This window comes from Hwanghaeella sp. (genome assembly GCF_965227365.1).
GTDB lineage: Bacteria > Pseudomonadota > Alphaproteobacteria > UBA8366 > Aestuariispiraceae > Hwanghaeella.
Map to the genome: position 1 here is coordinate 1038132 of NZ_OZ245754.1, position 16973 is coordinate 1055104.

Sequence of the window (16973 nt, forward strand, 5' to 3'; positions counted from 1 at the left end):
GGCGCGGTCTTTGAGATCAAGGGTGAACCGCGGCCCGGCGCAGGAGCGGACTGGGAGGAATTCGTGCCGTCATTGCCTGTCATCGACCTGGAAGGGTTTCCGTCCACCGGTGCCGCTCGGGACCGGATCGCGTCCGGACTGGATGCGGCGTTTCGGGAATACGGGTTCTGCATCGTCACCGGACATGGCGTGCCGATGGGCCTGCGGGACCGTGCCTTCGCCGCGTCGCGCGCCTTTCACGCCCTGCCAGAGGCGGAGAAACGGGCAATTGCCGTGAATGCTTTTCACCGCGGTTATATCGCGCCAAAGACCAGCAAGATCGTCACCTCTTCGGTCGACACGGTGACGAAACCGAATGTATCGGAAAGCTTCATGATGATGCATCCGGTGGCGGCGGACGATCCGCGATTTGGCGGCCCCTTGCAGGGGCCGAACCAATGGCCTGCCGATCTGCCCGATTTTCGTTCGGCGGTGGAGGGCTATTATCGGGTCTTGGACGAGACGGCCCGGCATTTGACCCGCCTGCTGGCCCGCGCGCTGGGGCAGCGGGACGACCTGTTCGACCGGCATTTCGAGTATCCGACCGTCTATCTGCGCCTATTGCATTACCCGCCGGTATCGGCGGAGGCGGACGAGGATCTATTCGGGTCCGCCCCCCATACCGATTACGGATTCATGACCCTGCTGGCGCAGGACGAAATCGGCGGGCTGCAGGTCCGTGCGACGGATCGCCAAGGCGGCGGCTGGATCGACGTGCCCTATGTGCCGGACAGTTTCGTGGTCAATGTCGCCGACCTGCTGTCGTATTGGAGCGGCGGGCGCTGGCCGTCGACACCGCATCGCGTGCTGAACAATCGCAGCGGACGGGACCGGTATTCCATCCCCTTTTTCTTCGACATGGCGATGGAAACGGTTGTGGAACCGCTGCATCCCTATGCCGAAGGCGTTACGCCCATCGCCGGGCCCGGCCCTGTTCGCTACGGCGATTATGTGATGGAACGGTTCGACAAGAATTATGCTTATCGTGGCGGGGCGGGTGAGAAGGCCGGCTAAGCCCTACCCGACCTCCTCGATCCGCAGCATGTCTTCCTCTCCGTCGGCTTCGGCGAGCCATTCCTTGAAATCTAGATCCGCGAAAAGGGTGTCGATATAGGCTTGGGCGGTGTCGTCGACGGCGATGCCATAGGTGCGCAGGCGCGTCGCGACGGGAGCGAACATGGCGTCGGCGATGCTGAAATGACCGAACAGCCAAGGCCCGTGATTGCCATGGGCGGCGCGGCAGCCGTTCCAGATATCCAGCACGCGCGCGATATCGGCCTCCAGTTCCGGCGTCGACGGCACGTGACGGCCGGTCGCCCGGATATTCATCGGCAATGCGGCGCGCAGGGCCGGAAAGCCCGAATGCATTTCCGCGCTGATCGAGCGCGCATGAGCCCGGTCAGCCGGGTCCTTCGGCCACAGATCGGGCCGCCGTTCCGCTGCCCATTCGCAGATCGACAGCGAGTCCCAAACCGTTTGTCCGTCGACGACCAAGGCCGGGACCTTGCCCGCCGGCGTATGTTCCAGAATCCGTTTCTTGGTATCCGGTTTGTCGAGCAGAACCTTGACCTCGTCGAAGGCGATGCCGGCCTTGCGCAGGGCAAGCCAGGGGCGCAGGGACCAGGAAGAATAGTTCTTATTGCCGATAACCAGGGTCGGGTTACTCACGCTCGGCCTCCTTCAGGGGTGGGGACAGTATCCAGGGCATAATATTCGGTCACCTCCGAGCGGCCGCGCAACTCGATCGCGTGCAAGGCGTCCTCGGGCGGGGCGACACCGGCAAGAATGGCCGTCGACTTGGCGATGACAAGCGGTTTTCCGTGCTCCTTGCACAGGGCTTCCAGCCTGGCGGCCGAATTGACGCTGTCGCCGATCGCCGTCACGGTTTGCGCCGAAGGCGGGCCCATCGCGCCGACGATTGCCTCTCCGTCGTTGATGCCGATGCCGATCTGCAACGGAAAGGGCAGTTCGCTTTCCAACGAGGCATTCAGCGCTTCAATCCTCTTCAACATCGCGGCTGCGCCCGCCAGCGCGTCGCGCGCGCCGTCCTCGGGTTTCGGGCTGTTGAGCCCGTATATCGCCATCAAACCGTCACCGGTGAACTGGGAGTAATGGCCGCGCGTTTCGTGCAGCGCCTTGGTCATTTCCGCGAAGAACTGGTTCAGGATGAACAGCACGTCATAGGGCAGTTTCGTCTCACCCAACTTGGTGGATCCGCGCAGATCAATGAAGACGATGGTGATCTGCCGTTCCAGCCCTTCCAGTCCACCCGGCTGACGTCCCTGATCGGCGGTGGCGCGCGGCGGCAGCAGCGGGACAACGCTGATATCGGCATCGGGCCGGATTTGACAGGCCAGCCGTAATTCCGGCGGCGCTTCGATCCGGGCCAGGGCCCGCGCCTCGATGCCGCCCGGTTCCGGCAGGGCATCGCCGCCCTTCAGGATCCGTACGCGACAGGTCGTGCACCGGCCCCGGCCGCCGCAGACGGACGCGTGCGGAATACCGGCCGCGCGCAGGGTCTCCAGCACCGTCGCGCCTTTCTGGATGCTCAGCCTGCGGTCGTCCGGCAGGATCAGGACGGGGCCCTGTCGCATCCGATTGACGACCGTGCGAATGCTGCGCAGCAGGAAGGGAATGGCAATGACCGCCATGGCTGTCCAGGTCGATGCGTTGGCGAGGTTCACCACAAGGTCGGCATTCTCGCCGGTCAGCCTGATGGCCTTGAACGCCCGGTCGACAAAATCCGGATCGGCGGCGGCCAAGCGCTGGGCGCCGAGCCCGGCGGCGATGAAGCCGCTGACCGCGGCGACCGGGATGGCGACAATCAGGGACAGAAGCAGCGGCGCATATCGTTCATAGCCGATTTTGGTGCGCAGCCAGTAGTGTATGCCGACCGATCCGTGGATCCAGGCCGCCAGCAAGCCGGCGGTTTGAATTCCGCCCTGAACCGGGGCGACGATCCAGTAGAAGGCGATATACCACTCATAAGTCGGTTTGTGGCCGGCCAGGAATTGCCCGATGAAGGCACCCGCCAGATGCGGACCCAACAGGATCGGGATAGCCAATCCCATGGAAAGCTGGGTTGCCTCCCAGTTGCTCATGCGCAGCGAGGTCCGACGGTAAATCGCATAAAGCGCGTTCAGGATATGAAAGAAAAAGGCGGCGAGAAGCAGCGGGCCGCCGATGATATTGCTCCAGGGCGCGTTCAGGATCATCCGGCCGCGATCCATCGCTTCCAGGGAGATCAATCCCAGGGAGTGGTTCAACAGATGCGTCAACACGAATGCGGCCAGGATCAGCCCACTGTACAGCCGAATGGCGTTCCGCATGCCCAAACCTCCGGTTTCCCCAATCGCGGCGAGGTGCAAGCATATTGGCGGGAGTCACCGCAAACGGAAAATCAAATAGGGATGACCGGCACGATAAGATCGGCGGAATGCGCTGAAAAACCCCGTGCGGCGGTCTATGACCCCATCATGGCCGCGCCGCGTTGTTTGTGCGACTGGTTGTCGAAGATGGAATCGTCGGCTTCCACTTTCGGCAGCGGGATACGGATTGGAACGGCGATCTGGCGCGGCGCAAGCGTCGGCGTACCGGTCAGGATGCGTGTGTCGAAATCGCCAATTCCTTCCTTGGGCAGCAAGGGCCAGGCATCCACGGCGGCATAGGAGAAAAGCAGCAAGCGGCGTGCCGTCTCACTGGTATTCGGTTCCGATCCATGGATTGCGCGGACATGGTGAATGGTGACCGAACCGGCCTTGCCTGTCAGCGGCACGGCCGTTTCCGCAAGACCCTCGGCTTCCGCGTCGTCGATGGCGCCGCAGAAGACACCGTTCGAATGGTGGTTCAGCACCGGCCCCTTATGGCTGCCGGGTACGACCTGCAAGGGGCCGCTTTTCGGGCCGACATCGCCCAGCAGCACACCGACGGCCAGCATGTCGTCATTGGTGTGGGGATAGAAGGCCCAGTCCTGATGCCAGTCGATCTCCGCCCCGCCGCCGACAGGCTTGATGTTCAGTTTGGCATGATCGAACCGCAATGCATCGCCCAGCAATTGCTGCAGTATGGCGATCAGTCCGGGGTGGCGCATCGCCTTGTCGAAGGCAGGATGATGAAGGGTCGGGTTCTTGATGCGGCGCAATTTCGGGGCGGCATGGCTGTGGCCGGGACCGATATCGAAAACGCTATCGCTTCCGGTCAGCGCGCGGCTGGTTTCGACGAACCGGTCCGTAACCCGGTTCAGCTCCGCAATTTCGTCGGTCGAATAGACGTCTGGTACGAGAATGAAACCGTCTTCGCGATAGGCCGCGACCTGCTCTTCCGTCAGCATTTTCCACCCCGGTTGTGTTTTTCGGGGGATGGTAGCCCAAGTTGCCGTGGAAGAGGAGGTTATCTCCGTAATGCAGGGGGCGAAGAGGATTGGCCCTTAAACTCTCTTCTAGAACAAGGTCGGGATTGCATAGACCTTGCACTGGGACGTGCCGTCCAATTCGAACAGAAAGGCAAGGTCACGGCCCCGTCGATTGCCGGGATCGCGCAGATTGAAGCCCTGGGCGTTGGCGTAGGACAGGCGCTTTTTCTGTCCCCCCTGCAATTCGACCACGACATAGTAACGGCCGGGGCGTTGCGTGTTGAAGATGCCATGGGCGCAGGCATTCGACAAATTGGTCGACAGGCTTTGCGGTAGGGATGCGGCGTCGACGAAGAACTTCACGGGCCGGGACCCCCTGCTGAACCGGGGCGGGGTGGCGCCGCCGGGCTGCAGCAGTTGCGGTATCCGGCCGAGCGGTATGAAACGGCTTCCGTCGGCAAAGGCCGGGGCATCAGCAATCAGTGTCGTGACCGTTATCACGGCGGCGGCGAAGGTGAGGATCAGGGCTCGCATAACTCTCGATTTGCTGTTCGGTTCCAATGATCCGCCCGCAAGGGGCATGCCATTCCGCCTCAATACGCGGCCGGGGACGGAAATTCCTGCGCGGCTTTCTCTATCTCGCCGGCTTCCAGCAGGTCCAGCAGGCGGGTGACGTCTTCCTTGGTCCGCGCCCCCATGAGGAAGGGCCCGGCCGGCACCAGCCGAAGGGTCGGGCCGATATGACACTTGCCCATGCAATGCACGGTTTCGAAGTCAAAGGGCATATTCCGTTCCGGCCATTGCCGGGCGATTTCTTCGCGAACGTCCTCTGCCCCGCGCGCGCCACAGGAGGGAAGGGTGAAGCCGGCGCGGAAATTCGTGCAGAGGCGAAGCGCGCGATAGCTGCGCGCATCCAGGTCGGGGCTTTCCTTGCCTTCCTGGGCTGTCATGCCTGAGGTCGAACCGTCGTCCATGCGTCTCCAAGCTCGCAAATGCGTGACCGAAAGTGAGTATCCTGGCACCTTTCAGGCCGCCGGTCATCCTTGCGCCCCGACGGACTAGGTACGATATGGGGCGTTAACATTGTGTTTCCAAACCGAATTGTGCGAGCCATAGCGGCTCAAGGCACGATACGGCGATCATTGCCCGCGGGGATCGGGCATCCATGGAGGTTTTATGAGCAATTACGACTATGATCTTTTCGTCATCGGGGCGGGGTCCGGCGGTGTCCGGGCAGCCCGCATGTCCGCCGGGATGGGGGCCCGCGTCGCCGTCGCGGAGGACCGTTATCTGGGCGGGACCTGTGTGAATGTCGGCTGCGTGCCGAAAAAGCTTTTCGTCTACGCCTCGCATTTCCAGGAAGATTTCCACGACTCGGCCGGCTTCGGCTGGACGGTCGGCGACACGGCATTCGACTGGAAAACGCTCGTTGCTAACAAGGACAAGGAAATCAGCCGGCTGAATGGCGTCTACGAGATGCTGCTGAACAATGCCGGGGTAAAATTGTTCAACGCCCGCGCCACGGTGGTCGACGCGAATACCGTAGAGGTCGGCGGCGAAAAGGTGACGGCGGAACGCATTCTGATCGCCACCGGCGGCTGGCCGACCGTGCCTGACTTCCCGGGCAACGAACATGTCATCACCTCGAACGAAGTCTTCAGTCTGGAGACCCTGCCGAAGCGCGCGATCGTCGTCGGCGGCGGCTATATCGCCGTTGAGTTCGCCGGCATTTTCAACGGGCTGGGGGTCGAGACGATCCAGATGTATCGCGGTCCGCTCTTCCTGCGCGGTTTCGATGCGGATGTCCGCTCGCATCTTCGGGACGAAATGGTGAAAAAGGGCGTCGATATCCGCTTCAACGCGAATATCGCATCGGTCGAGAAGACGGAGGACGGTCTTGTCGCGATGCTGGAGGACGGCTCGACCGTGGAGACGGACCTGATCCTCTATGCCACCGGCCGACACCCCAATACGGCCAATCTGGGCCTGGAAAACGCCGGGGTAGAATTGGCGAAAAACGGGGCCGTCGTGGTCGACGAGGATTTCCGCACCAATGTGCCGTCGATCTATGCGCTGGGCGACGTCATCCATCGGGTGGCGCTAACCCCCGTTGCCATCGCCGAAGGAATGGTCTTCTCGCACAACACCTATAAGGGCGAGAACCGGAAGATGGATTATCGGGATATCCCGACGGCGGTCTTCTCGCAGCCCTCGATCGGCACGGTCGGTCTGACCGAGACGGAGGCGCATGACAAATACGGCGAAATCGACATCTACCGCTCCGCCTTCCGGCCGATGAAGCACACTCTGTCGGGCGGCGAGGAACGAACCCTGATCAAGATGATCGTTGATCGGGCCAGCGACAAGGTCGTCGGGTTCCACATGGTCGGTCCGGAGGCAGGCGAAATCACCCAAGGTATCGGCGTTGCCTTCAAGGCCGGCGCCACCAAGGCTGATTTCGATGCAACGATCGGAATTCACCCGACCTCGGCGGAAGAATTCGTCACCATGCGCGAACCGGTGCCGGAAGCGCCGGCCCAGGCGGCTGAATAGATCTGGCTTTCGGGGTTGCCGAATTGCGCGGCGAACCAATGTTGAAGAGGAGGGCGGCCGAATGGGTCGGCCGCCCGACATCCTGAAAGGAGACCACAGGAAAGGAGGAGTATCGTCATGACCGGTCAGGCTCAACCGAGCGGCGGCGGCAATCCCGCGCCGGGATTTCGGGAACGACCCGACCATAAAGTCACCCGCGAACCTTTTGAGAGGATCGTGGAGATCAGGCGCAACGGCGTGACCCTTTGCAAGACCGAGGGGGCGATTCTGGTCCGGGAGACGAACCATACGCCCGTGCTTTACGTACCCCTGCTCGCCATCGACATGGACGAACTGTCAGGCTCCGATCATACGACCTATTGCCCGTTCAAGGGGCATGCCTGTTATTGGTCGATATCCGGCGGAAGCGGTCCCGGCGAGCATGCCAAGCCGGCCGAGAACGCTGTCTGGGCCTATCAAACCCCCTATTCGGACGTGGCCTGGCTGGAAGGCTACGCTGCCTTCTATGCCGACAAGGTCGATACCCTTGTCGACGGGTTGGCGGTCGATACGACGGAAGCGGACTGGCCGGCCAAGCTGTAACGCCTGCCGGCCGGCGTCGGCCCGATCTCCGAATGGACCTACAACTGTGCCTTCAGGAAGGCCAGCGTGCGGTCCCATGACAATTCGGCGGCTTCCTTGTCGTAGGCGGCGGAAACCTCATTGAAGAAAGCGTGCTGCTTGCCCTCATAGGAGTGAATCTCGACCGGGGTCGATACCCCGGCGAGATCCGCCTTCAACCCTTCCACCGCCGCGGGGGTGCACCAGTCGTCCTCGGTCGCGAAATGGCCAAGGAAGGGCACGGCCATCTTTGCCGGATCCGCTGCCTCCTTGCCCGGGATGCCGTAGTAACAGACCGCTGCATCGCATTCCGGAATTCTGACCCCGGCGATGATCGTGATGGCGCCGCCCATGCAGAAGCCGAGCACGGCGACCTTGTCGCAATCCTGCTTCAGGCGCTGCACCGCGCCGCGGACGTCCTTGTATGCGCCGTCCCAGTCCAGCCCCGACATCATGTGGTTGGCTTCATCCGGGTCCTGGGTGACGCGGCCTGCGTAGAGATCGGGTGCCAGCGCGGTATAGCCTGCCGCGGCGAAGCGGTCGGCCACGCCCTTGATCTGATCGTTCAGGCCCCACCATTCCTGGATCACGACGATCCCCACCTTGGCGCCCGGCGCGGCCGCCAGATAACCCGCGGTCTTGCCGCTGTCTTCGTGTTTGTGGAATGTGATCATGTCACCCATATCGGCTCTCCCTTTGATCGAAACGTGCCGCGCGCAGTCTAGGGCAGACGGCAGGGAAAATGGAACCGTCCGGATACAGGATCAGAGGTAAGACAGCGGCAACTCGGTGGTATTCTTGATTTCCTCCATGGCGAAGCTGGAGGACACGTCGCTCAGGTCGATCTCTTCGATCAGCCGCTTGTAGAACCGGTCATAGGCCGCGATGTCCGGCACCACGACCTTCATGATGTAGTCGACTTCCCCGCTCATCCGGTGGAACTCCTGCACCTCGGGCATGGTTTGGACGACGCGCGCGAATTCCGCCAGCCATTCCGCGTCGTGGCGCGCGGTCTTCACCGAGACGAAGACGGTGACGCCGACATTCAATTTGTCCCGATTCAGCAGCGCGACGCGGCCGCGAATGTAGCCTTGTTCTTCGAGCAGACGCACCCGCCGCCAGCAGGGCGTGGTCGACAGGCCGACCCGCTCGGCAAGCTCCGCGTTCGACAGGGATCCGTCCCGCTGCAGTTCCGCCAGGATCCTGCGGTCAATTTGATCCAATTCTACCCCCGAAAAGCAGATTAAGAAAATATTCTATCATTAAATTAAAAAATAGTAAGAAAATACGAAAATAGAGCGTTTCAGTGCCAAATACGAAAACACATTCCAGGAAAATGAGTGCAGAGTCCCACTCAGAAATGAGGTTGGAACTTCAGGTTGGACTTAAGGAGACTTCGCATGAAAAATCTGTTCACAGACCACCCGAACAGCGTCGGCGAAGATTATGTCGAGCATATGGGGCAGGCGATGGGTTTTGCGCTGCCGCTGTTCCTGGCTGCTTGCGCATGCCTCGCGCACGCTTTCCTGCCCTTCCTGTTCGAAAAGACCGGCAGCCGGATCATAACCGATCTGCACGATCGGATGGTGGCGAACCGGGTCCGTCACAAGAATATGCACAAGGTGTTGCCGGCGCCCGCCGAATAGGCCGCGGCGTTACTTCCGCATGAAGACGCGCCAGCCGGCTTCCCCATCCGGGCGATGTTCCAGGATGACGCCGTTGGGTATCGTCAGCTGATCCCAACCGAACAGTTTCTGAATGCCGCGATAGACCACGCCATGGGCGACGATCAGGGTCGGCCGGTCGTCCGCCCGCAGGACCTGGGCGATCCGTTCCGCGGCGCGATCGGTAAATTCCGCCAGGATATCCGCCCCAGGGATGACCAGGCGGCCTTCCAGCCAGTCCCGGAACCAGGGTTCCAGCGTGTCGCCTTCGCGTTCCCCCCAACTGCATTCGATAAGTCCCTGGTCGTAGACGGGCTCTATGCCAATCGCCTTGCCGACGGTGCGTGCCGTTTCAGCCGCGCGGTCGAGCGGGCTCGCGACGATGCGCTGAATACCGAGGCCGGGCGCGGAGGCCGCGGCTTCCCTCGCTTGCCTGCGCCCCGTCTCGTTCAAGGGAATGTCCTTGGTGCCTTGGGCAAGGCCCTGCTTGTTCCAATCCGTTTCGCCGTGGCGCAGGTAGAAGAAGGGGCGTTGAGGCAACATGGCATGGCTCCGGGCGTGTCGGGCGTTCGGGGAGGGAGTGGAGCCCACCCTATAACGCGGCGCGGTGCCGGAACGCAAACCTGCGGCGTCAGTCCTCGAAATCGTAAAGCTTGCGCGGGTTTTCGACGAGGATCTTCGCGATCACGGCCTCGCTGTCCGTCCATTGGCCGAGGCAATCCAGCTGATTTGCATCATCCGGGTAGTTTTCCGCCGCGCGGCCGATATGGGGCCAGTTGGTTGCCCAGATGATGCGGTCGGGCGCGTGGTCGATCAGGGCGCGGGCCAGTTTGCCGACATCCTCGTAGAAGGGAGGGCCCGATTTCGACGTCTCGTAAAAGGCTGAAAGCTTCACATAGCAATTGCCCTTGTCGATCAGGCGCAGCAGTTCCGCAAAGGCCGGATCGTCGACCGTCACCGGCTCAAGGTATTTGGCGGTATGATCGATGACGTAATCGTGCTCGATATGGTTCAGGATCTTCGCATGATCGGAAAGGTCCCGGCCGTCGAACTGGGTGATCACGTGCCAGCCGAAGGGTGCGATCAGGGCGGCGAGGTCGAGGGTCCGATCGAGTTTGGACGCGCCGCCCGGCAAATCCATGATCCGAACCCCGCGCACGCCGCGGTCGTGCAGCGCCTGCAGTTCCGCCTCGCTCTCCGATCCGGTCAGGCACAGGATTGCGCGTGCATTCGCGCCGAAGGCGTCGAGCGCGACCAGCGAACAGCGATTATCGAACTGGTAGGCATTCGGCTGAACGACCACCAGTTTTTCGATGCCGAGGCGTGCCTGCACCCGGCGATAGTCGTCCGGGGTGCAATCGGCCGTCGGCGGCGGACCGCCGGCGGCGCCGGGATAGTGGCCGTCGAAGAAGTGGATATGCGTATCGACCGCCCCCTTCGGCGCCTTCAATGCGGGTTTGGGCCCGTCCAGCGGCAAGGTGTTGTAGCGTCTGGCCATTCTCTGCTCCCCCCGGATCTTTATTGCATCGTTTTGCTGGGATCATACATGCGGGGTGACGATTTTCTCCAGCATGTCCAACTCTTCCCGGGAGAGGTCCGTCAACGGCGGCCGGACGGGGCCGGCATGGCGGCCGATGACGGTGAGGCCCGCCTTGACGATGGAAACCGCATAGCCCGGTTTGCGGTCCCGAATGTCGGAATAGGGATAGAAGAAATCCTTCAGGATGCGTTCGACCGTTCCTGTGTCGCCGTCTCGGACCGCATTGAAGAAGGTCAGTGCCAGGTCCGGCAGGAAATTGAAGATGGCCGAGGAATAGGTGGTCATGCCGGCCGCGCCATAAGCCTCGGCATAGAGTTCCGCGGTCGGCATGCCGCCGATATAGACCAGCCGATCGCCGAGCTTCGCGCAGATTTCCCGGACGGTCTGGATCTGGCCGGACCCGTCCTTGAACCCGATCAGGTTGGGGCAATCGTCCGCGAGACGACGGACCGTGTCGGCCGAGATGATGGAATTGTCGCGGTTGTAGATGATGACCCCGATGCCGGTGGAATCGCAGACCGCCTTCACATGCCGGTAGAGGCCTTCCTGCGTCGCCTTGATGAGGTAGTGGGGCAGCAGCAGGATGGCGTCCGCGCCGTTCTTTTCGGCGCCGACGGCTATTTCCTTGGCGATCTCGGTACCGTAACCGCAGCCGCAGACCAGCGGCATGTCGCCGGCGACCTGCTTTGCGGTCTTCAGCACATCGATCACTTCCGCCGGGGTTAGCGAAAAGAACTCGCCCGTGCCGCCCGCCACGAACAATCCGGCGGCGTCGTATTGGCAGAGCCATTCCACATGGGCCGCATAGGCGTCCGGGACGAAACGGTGGTCGTCGTCGAAATGCGTGACCGGAAAGGAAAGAAGGCCGGACCCAAGTTTGGATTTGATGTCATCGAGCGTCATGCGGATACGTCCTCCCCGTCGAATGCGCTTCAACCGCGAAGCGTCCTGTTTCTCGGGTTCGGTCTACCGCAGATAAAATTGGTATGACAAGTCTAATTATTTGTCTGGTTAGTTAGCAGGCTCAACTGCCGGTACCGTTCCAGGCTACCTTTCAGGTGAACGCGCATGGCGTCCCGGGCCGCTTCGACATCATGGGCGCAGATGGCGCGGAGAATCGCCTCATGCTCCGCCAACAGGTTCCGTTCCATCGTCAGAGCGGCGTCCGGATCCGGGTTGAGCAGATGCAGTTGAGCCCGCGGAATGGTGCGTCGGCCGAGATATTCGAGGAATTCCACGAACTGACGATTATTCGTCGCTTCGGCGATGGCCATGTGAAACCGGTAATCCGCGTCCTGGGCCGCCTGATGGTCTTCCAGCGACGTGCCGAGGTCATGGAAGCGTTCCTGAATGCGCGCTTCCTGCGCCGGGGAGCAGCGTGCCGCCGCAAGGCCGGCCGCCTCGATTTCCATTGCTGCGCGCAGCTCCAGGGTCTCGATGACGGACGAGATCGTCTGCGATTGGGTGGACCAGATTTGCTGCGCCGTCGGCGAAGACCGGCCCAGAACATAGGCGCCGGACCCCTGTTTCGCCTCGATCAACCGGTCCGCCTTCAGGGTCGCGATCGCTTCGCGCACCACGGTGCGGCTGACGCCGTGCTCCAGACTCAATTGCTGTTCGGTCGGCAGTTTGTCGCCTTCGACCAGTTCACCCGACTCAATCCGGGCGCGCAGCGTCTCCGAGAGCTTCTGGGCAAGGCTTTGCCTGGGCTGGCGTTCGCGCAAAGGGTTCACTGGGTACTCCACGAATTCATCGGGCGGCTGACAATGCCCGTGCATCAGGCCCGCCGGGGGCGGTGTTTGCAATCCGCAATACCGTTTCCGTATTCCGAATTAGTCGGTTGACTTTTAAATTCATCATACAAATAGTAATGCATAAGAACAATAAACAAAGACGTCCGGAACAGGACGCGGTATCAGGGTCAATTTGGAACACGTGGAGGAAACGGATCATGTTTGACAAGAGTGCTGGGCATTTCATGAAAGCCCTGGTCGTCGCCGGGCTGGCAATGGGCGCGGCCGGTGTCGCCGAAGCGAAGGAATGGCGCGCCTGGAATATCCATGTGGAGGGTTATCCCAACACTGTGGCGATGGATAAGTTCGCCGAACTGGTGAACGAGAAGACCGGCGGCTCGCTGACCATCACCAACTATCATGGCGGCGTGCTGGGGAACCAGCCGGACGCGATCGAGCAGGTTCGAATCGGCGCGCTGGAAGTCGGTAACTTCAACCTCGGGCCGATGGGCACGGTCATTCCGGAAACCAACGTCGTTTCCCTGCCGTTCATCTTCAAGGATCTTCCGCATATGCATCGCGTCCTCGGCAGCGAGGCGGGCGCAACGATCCGGAAGGGCATGGAAGACAAGGGGTTGGTGCCGCTGGCCTGGTACGATTCCGGCGCCCGGTCGTTCTACAACTCGAAAAAGGCGATCAACACCCCGGCCGATGTCGCGGGCATGAAGATCCGTGTCATGAACAACGAATTGTTCACCGGCATGGTCGGCGCGCTTGGCGGTGACGGCTCGCCGATGGCTTTCTCCGAAGTCTATCAGGCGTTGAAAACCGGTGTTGTCGACGGCGCCGAAAACAACTGGCCTTCCTTCGAGTCCACCGGCCATTTCGAAGTCGCGGGTTACTACTCGCTGACGCAGCATTTGATCATTCCGGAATGCGTCTGCATCAGTAAGACCGCCTGGGACTCGTTGTCGGATGCGGAGAAGAAGGCGGTTGAGGAAGCTGCGGTCGAATCCGCCACCCTGCAGCAGAAGCTTTGGGCCGAACGCTCGGAACTGAGCAAGCAGAAGGTCATCGCCTCCGGCGTGAAGTATAACGAAATCGCCGACAAGGCGGCGTTCCAGAACGCCATGAAGCCCGTGTACGAAAAGTACATCGCGGCCAACCCGGACCAGGCCGCTCTCATCGGGCAGATGCAAGCGGTTCAGTAAATCTTGCCGGCTCAAGCTTGCCGGCCCGGTTCACGCCGGGCCGGCAAGTGTGTTTGGGCCGCCGCGCATGCAACCGGCAGCGCGGGACGGTTCCGTAGTATTGTGACGGTGGGGGCCGGTAAGGGGCCGCCGTTCCGGGAGAATGGGAATGGTTGATAGGGGCGACGACAGTGACAGTGGTGAGCAGGGCCTTCTGCCGCGATTGTCCCGTGTTTTGACGGCGATCAACAATCTGCTGGCGACCACCTGCATGAACCTTGCGGGGATCGGGTTGGTGATCCTGACGGTGATTTTCGGATGGCTGGTCTTCGGGCGCTATGTGTTGAATTCGACTCCGACCTGGGTTGAACAGGTGGCCCTGCTGCTGGTGGTTTTCATCGCCTTTCTCGGGGCGTCGGCGGGGATCCAGGAAAAGACCCATTTGAATGTGGACGTCGTGACGATACGGATGCCGCCGGTCATCAAGGCGACCCTGCACGCGATCGTCTATCTGACGCTGGCCGGGTTCGGCATCTTCCTTGCCGTTTACGGGTTCAAGCTGACCCAGTTCAAATGGGGCTCGCAGATTCCGCTGCTCGGGTGGTCAGAGGGCATCCGTGTGCTGCCGCTGTTCATCGGCGGCGTGCTGATCACGCTGTTTTCGGTCGGTCATCTTCTGGCGATGACACGGGCGGGATGGGACAGAATCATCGGGATCGAACCCGAAGAGATGGGGGATTGATCGATGGGATTGGCTCTGCTCCTCGGTCTGTTCGCGCTTGGGGTCGTCATCGGCCTGCCGGTCGCCTTTTGCCTCGGCGTGGCGGCGGTGGTCACCATCGCCTTTGAGGGACTTCCCCTGGTCATCGCGGTTCAGCGGTTGGTCTCGGGCATATCGATGTTCTCGCTGCTGGCGATTCCATTCTTTATCTTTGCCGGCGAGTTGATGTTCCATGGCGGCATCGCCGGTCATCTCGTTCGGTTCGCCTCCTCTCTCGTCGGCCGTGTGCGCGGCGGGTTGGGTGTCGTCAACGTCTTCTCCTCGATGCTGTTCGGCGGTATCTCCGGTTCCGCCGTGGCCGATGTCTCGGCGCTGGGATCCATCCTGATTCCCGTCATGAAGGAAAAAGGGTACAGCGACGATTATGCCGTCAACGTCACGGTGACCTCGTCGATCGCCGGGATCATGATTCCACCCAGCCACAACATGATCCTTTTCGCGGTTGCGGCCGGCGGCGGCATTTCGATATCCAAGCTTTTCCTCGCCGGCGTGGTGCCGGGCGTGCTGATGTGTGTCTGTTTGGCCTTGGCGGCTTATGTCGTGGCCGTGCGCCGCGGCTATCGCAGCGAACCCTTCCCGGGCATGCGGAATCTCTTCATTCACGCGGTGGTGGCGTTGCCCGGCCTGTTCACGGCGGTGATCATCGTCGGCGGCGTATTGTCCGGCATTTTCACCGTTACCGAATCCGGCGCGTTCGGTGCGCTTTATGCGGCGATCGTCACGCTGATCGGCTATCGCACCCTGACTTATGAGAAGTTCAAGACGGCGGTGATCCGGTCCGTGCGCACCACCTCGATGGTCATGATCCTGGTCGCCTGCGCCTCGGTCTATGCCTATATGCTGACCTATTATCAGGTGCCCTCGAAGATGATCGGTTTCATGACCGGCATTTCGGAAAATCCGATCGTCATTCTGCTGATGATCAACCTGATGCTGATCCTGCTGGGCATGATCATGGACATGGCGGCGCTGATCCTGATCTGCACGCCGATCTTCCTGCCCGTGGTGGCGTCCATCGGCATGGATCCGCTTCAATTCGGCATGCTGCTGATGATGAATCTTGGCCTGGGCCTGTGCACGCCGCCGGTCGGTGCCTGTCTTTTCGTCGGCTGCGCGATTGGTAAGGTAAGGATGGAAAAGACGGTGAAGACCATTTGGCCGTTCTATGGAGCGATCCTGGTCGCGTTGATGCTGACGACTTTCGTGCCGGAAGTATCGCTGACGCTGCCGAATTGGGGACAATGACATTTCTGTCGGTCACGGCCGGCAACCAGAATTCGAGAAGGGGGGAAACCCGATGAGCAAGATTCTCATTACCGGTGCCGGCGGGGGGCTCGGCACCTCGCTGCGCAAGAGCGTGGCCTCCTGGGCGGACAGCGTCCGGCTGAGCGACGTGACCGAAATTACCGATTGTGCATCGAACGAGGAATTCGTTCCCTGCGCCCTGGGGGACAAGGACGCGGTCCAGTCCCTGGTCGACGGCGTCGACGGCATAGTCCATCTGGGCGGGATGAGCGTCGAGAATACGTTCGAGACGATCCTGGATTCCAATCTGCGCGGGACCTATCACATTTTCGAGGCAGCGCGGAAGGCGTCGAAGCCGCGGATCATGTTCGCCAGTTCGAACCACGCGATCGGTTTTCATACCCGCGAAACGGAATTGGACGGACAATCGGAATTTCGGCCCGACAGCCTGTACGGTCTCAGCAAGTGTTATGGCGAACTGCTGGCACGCTACTATTGGGATAAATTCGGGGTGGAGAGCGTCAGCGTCCGTATCGGGTCCTGCTTCCCGGAGCCGGTCGACCGCCGCATGTTGGCCACCTGGCTCAGCCCGACCGACTTCGACAGCATGATTCAGGCGATCTTCTCAGCCCCGCGGACCGGGGCGGCGATGATCTACGGCGCATCCGACAATCTGGAAACCTGGTGGAACAATGACCACGCGCGCTTTCTGGGGTGGAAGCCGCAGGACAGTTCGGACCGGTTCCGGGAAAAGGTCTATGCCAAGCCCTATGACCTGGATCCCGATCATCCGGCCGTGCGCTATCAGGGCGGAGGTTTCGCCGCGGCAGGGCATTTCGAGGACTGACGAAACGCCCGGCCGGGCAATAGGTCAGAGGACGCTTTCGAATCCTTCGAAATTCGGATGGCCGAGATAGACGCCGCTATGGTCGCCCGCATTCTTGTGGGCGAGGCGGAAGGCCTCCGATTTCGTCCAGGCTTCGAAATCCGCGCGGGAATTCCAAATCGTGTGCGAGGCATAGAGCGTATGATCCTCGCCCTCGGGCCCGCGCAGCAGGGTGAAGGTCTTGAAACCCGGAACCTGATCCAGATGGGTGTCCCGCTCGCGCCAGATCCGTTCGAACTCTTCTTCCTTGCCGGGGCGGATCTTGAACCTATTCATCGCGATAAACATGGCTGGTCCTTCTACGTTGCGTCGCGGGCACCGTCGCAAACGCTATAGCGGATTCACGCGATGGTTGGCCACCGGCCAGTGGTGAATGGCCGATGGATATTGG

General features: G+C 61.3%; 20 protein-coding genes. 8 read left to right on the top strand and 12 right to left on the bottom strand.

The genetic code is table 11. The annotated features are described in order from the left end of the window. Positions 1-63 precede the first annotated feature (63 nt). Complete coding sequence (locus ACQK2G_RS04630; RefSeq protein ID WP_425403852.1) at positions 64-1053, top strand: isopenicillin N synthase family dioxygenase; 990 nt, start codon at positions 64-66, stop codon at positions 1051-1053. Positions 1054-1056: 3 nt separating this feature from the next. Here the strand turns inward: ACQK2G_RS04630 and ACQK2G_RS04635 are convergent, their stop codons facing one another. The 5 genes from ACQK2G_RS04635 to ACQK2G_RS04655 form a co-directional block, all read right to left on the bottom strand. Continuing rightward, a complete protein-coding gene (locus ACQK2G_RS04635) occupies positions 1057-1707 on the bottom strand; it encodes a glutathione S-transferase family protein (RefSeq protein ID WP_425403853.1) in 651 nt (216 codons plus the stop codon). Continuing rightward, positions 1704-3368: an adenylate/guanylate cyclase domain-containing protein gene (locus tag ACQK2G_RS04640; protein WP_425403854.1), complete on the bottom strand. Its 1665-nt coding sequence runs from the start codon at positions 3366-3368 to the stop codon at positions 1704-1706. The genes ACQK2G_RS04635 and ACQK2G_RS04640 overlap by 4 nt, the downstream gene beginning before the upstream one ends. Before the next feature lie 134 nt (positions 3369-3502). Further along, the gene (locus tag ACQK2G_RS04645; protein ID WP_425403855.1) at positions 3503-4369 is read right to left on the bottom strand and encodes a phytanoyl-CoA dioxygenase family protein; all 867 of its coding nucleotides are present in this window, start codon (positions 4367-4369) and stop codon (positions 3503-3505) included. Positions 4370-4477: 108 nt separating this feature from the next. Further along, positions 4478-4972 carry a hypothetical protein gene (locus ACQK2G_RS04650; RefSeq protein WP_425403856.1) on the bottom strand — a complete coding sequence of 165 codons (495 nt, stop codon included), beginning with the start codon at positions 4970-4972 and terminating at the stop codon, positions 4478-4480. 11 nt (positions 4973-4983) lie between these two features. Further along, positions 4984-5364: a (2Fe-2S) ferredoxin domain-containing protein gene (locus ACQK2G_RS04655; RefSeq protein ID WP_425403857.1), complete on the bottom strand. Its 381-nt coding sequence runs from the start codon at positions 5362-5364 to the stop codon at positions 4984-4986. Between the two features lie 202 nt (positions 5365-5566). Between ACQK2G_RS04655 and gor the strand changes: the two genes are divergently transcribed. Together gor and ACQK2G_RS04665 are read left to right on the top strand one after the other, a co-directional pair. Further along, entirely contained in the window at positions 5567-6943 is a 1377-nt protein-coding gene (gene gor, locus ACQK2G_RS04660; RefSeq protein ID WP_425403858.1) for a glutathione-disulfide reductase, read from the top strand. A 117-nt stretch (positions 6944-7060) separates the two neighbouring features. Further along, positions 7061-7525 (top strand): DUF427 domain-containing protein, encoded by a 465-nt coding sequence (locus ACQK2G_RS04665; protein WP_425403859.1) that lies wholly within the window; start codon positions 7061-7063, stop codon positions 7523-7525. 38 nt (positions 7526-7563) lie between these two features. On the opposite strand, the gene ACQK2G_RS04670 is transcribed toward ACQK2G_RS04665, so the two are convergent. Then, the gene (locus ACQK2G_RS04670) at positions 7564-8226 is read right to left on the bottom strand and encodes a dienelactone hydrolase family protein (protein WP_425403860.1); all 663 of its coding nucleotides are present in this window, start codon (positions 8224-8226) and stop codon (positions 7564-7566) included. A gap of 81 nt (positions 8227-8307) precedes the next feature. Continuing rightward, positions 8308-8766, bottom strand: coding sequence for an Lrp/AsnC family transcriptional regulator (locus ACQK2G_RS04675; RefSeq protein ID WP_425403861.1), 459 nt, complete (start codon positions 8764-8766; stop codon positions 8308-8310). Positions 8767-8943: 177 nt separating this feature from the next. Here ACQK2G_RS04675 and ACQK2G_RS04680 point away from each other — a divergent pair, with 177 nt between their 5' ends. Continuing rightward, positions 8944-9189: a DUF6356 family protein gene (locus ACQK2G_RS04680; RefSeq protein WP_425403862.1), complete on the top strand. Its 246-nt coding sequence runs from the start codon at positions 8944-8946 to the stop codon at positions 9187-9189. A gap of 9 nt (positions 9190-9198) precedes the next feature. On the opposite strand, the gene ACQK2G_RS04685 is transcribed toward ACQK2G_RS04680, so the two are convergent. From ACQK2G_RS04685 to ACQK2G_RS04700, 4 genes are all read right to left on the bottom strand, one after another. Next, positions 9199-9750: a histidine phosphatase family protein gene (locus tag ACQK2G_RS04685; RefSeq protein ID WP_425403863.1), complete on the bottom strand. Its 552-nt coding sequence runs from the start codon at positions 9748-9750 to the stop codon at positions 9199-9201. Between the two features lie 88 nt (positions 9751-9838). Continuing rightward, entirely contained in the window at positions 9839-10705 is an 867-nt protein-coding gene (locus tag ACQK2G_RS04690; RefSeq protein ID WP_425403864.1) for an amidohydrolase family protein, read from the bottom strand. 42 nt (positions 10706-10747) lie between these two features. Further along, positions 10748-11650, bottom strand: coding sequence for a 5-dehydro-4-deoxyglucarate dehydratase (kdgD, locus tag ACQK2G_RS04695; protein ID WP_425403865.1), 903 nt, complete (start codon positions 11648-11650; stop codon positions 10748-10750). A gap of 92 nt (positions 11651-11742) precedes the next feature. Beyond that, the gene (locus tag ACQK2G_RS04700) at positions 11743-12480 is read right to left on the bottom strand and encodes a FadR/GntR family transcriptional regulator (protein ID WP_425403866.1); all 738 of its coding nucleotides are present in this window, start codon (positions 12478-12480) and stop codon (positions 11743-11745) included. Between the two features lie 218 nt (positions 12481-12698). On the opposite strand from ACQK2G_RS04700, the gene ACQK2G_RS04705 reads away from it, so the two are divergent. The 4 genes from ACQK2G_RS04705 to ACQK2G_RS04720 all read left to right on the top strand — a co-directional run bounded on the left by ACQK2G_RS04705 (position 12699) and on the right by ACQK2G_RS04720 (position 16543). Continuing rightward, positions 12699-13691, top strand: a complete 993-nt coding sequence (locus ACQK2G_RS04705; RefSeq protein ID WP_425403867.1) for a TRAP transporter substrate-binding protein — start codon at positions 12699-12701, stop codon at positions 13689-13691. Positions 13692-13839: 148 nt separating this feature from the next. Then, positions 13840-14412 (top strand): TRAP transporter small permease, encoded by a 573-nt coding sequence (locus ACQK2G_RS04710; RefSeq protein ID WP_425403868.1) that lies wholly within the window; start codon positions 13840-13842, stop codon positions 14410-14412. Positions 14413-14415: 3 nt separating this feature from the next. After that, positions 14416-15696, top strand: coding sequence for a TRAP transporter large permease (locus tag ACQK2G_RS04715; protein WP_425403869.1), 1281 nt, complete (start codon positions 14416-14418; stop codon positions 15694-15696). 52 nt (positions 15697-15748) lie between these two features. Beyond that, the gene (locus ACQK2G_RS04720; protein ID WP_425403870.1) at positions 15749-16543 is read left to right on the top strand and encodes an NAD-dependent epimerase/dehydratase family protein; all 795 of its coding nucleotides are present in this window, start codon (positions 15749-15751) and stop codon (positions 16541-16543) included. A 24-nt stretch (positions 16544-16567) separates the two neighbouring features. Here the strand turns inward: ACQK2G_RS04720 and ACQK2G_RS04725 are convergent, their stop codons facing one another. Beyond that, positions 16568-16870: an antibiotic biosynthesis monooxygenase family protein gene (locus ACQK2G_RS04725; RefSeq protein WP_425403871.1), complete on the bottom strand. Its 303-nt coding sequence runs from the start codon at positions 16868-16870 to the stop codon at positions 16568-16570. Between the last annotated feature and the right edge of the window lie 103 nt (positions 16871-16973).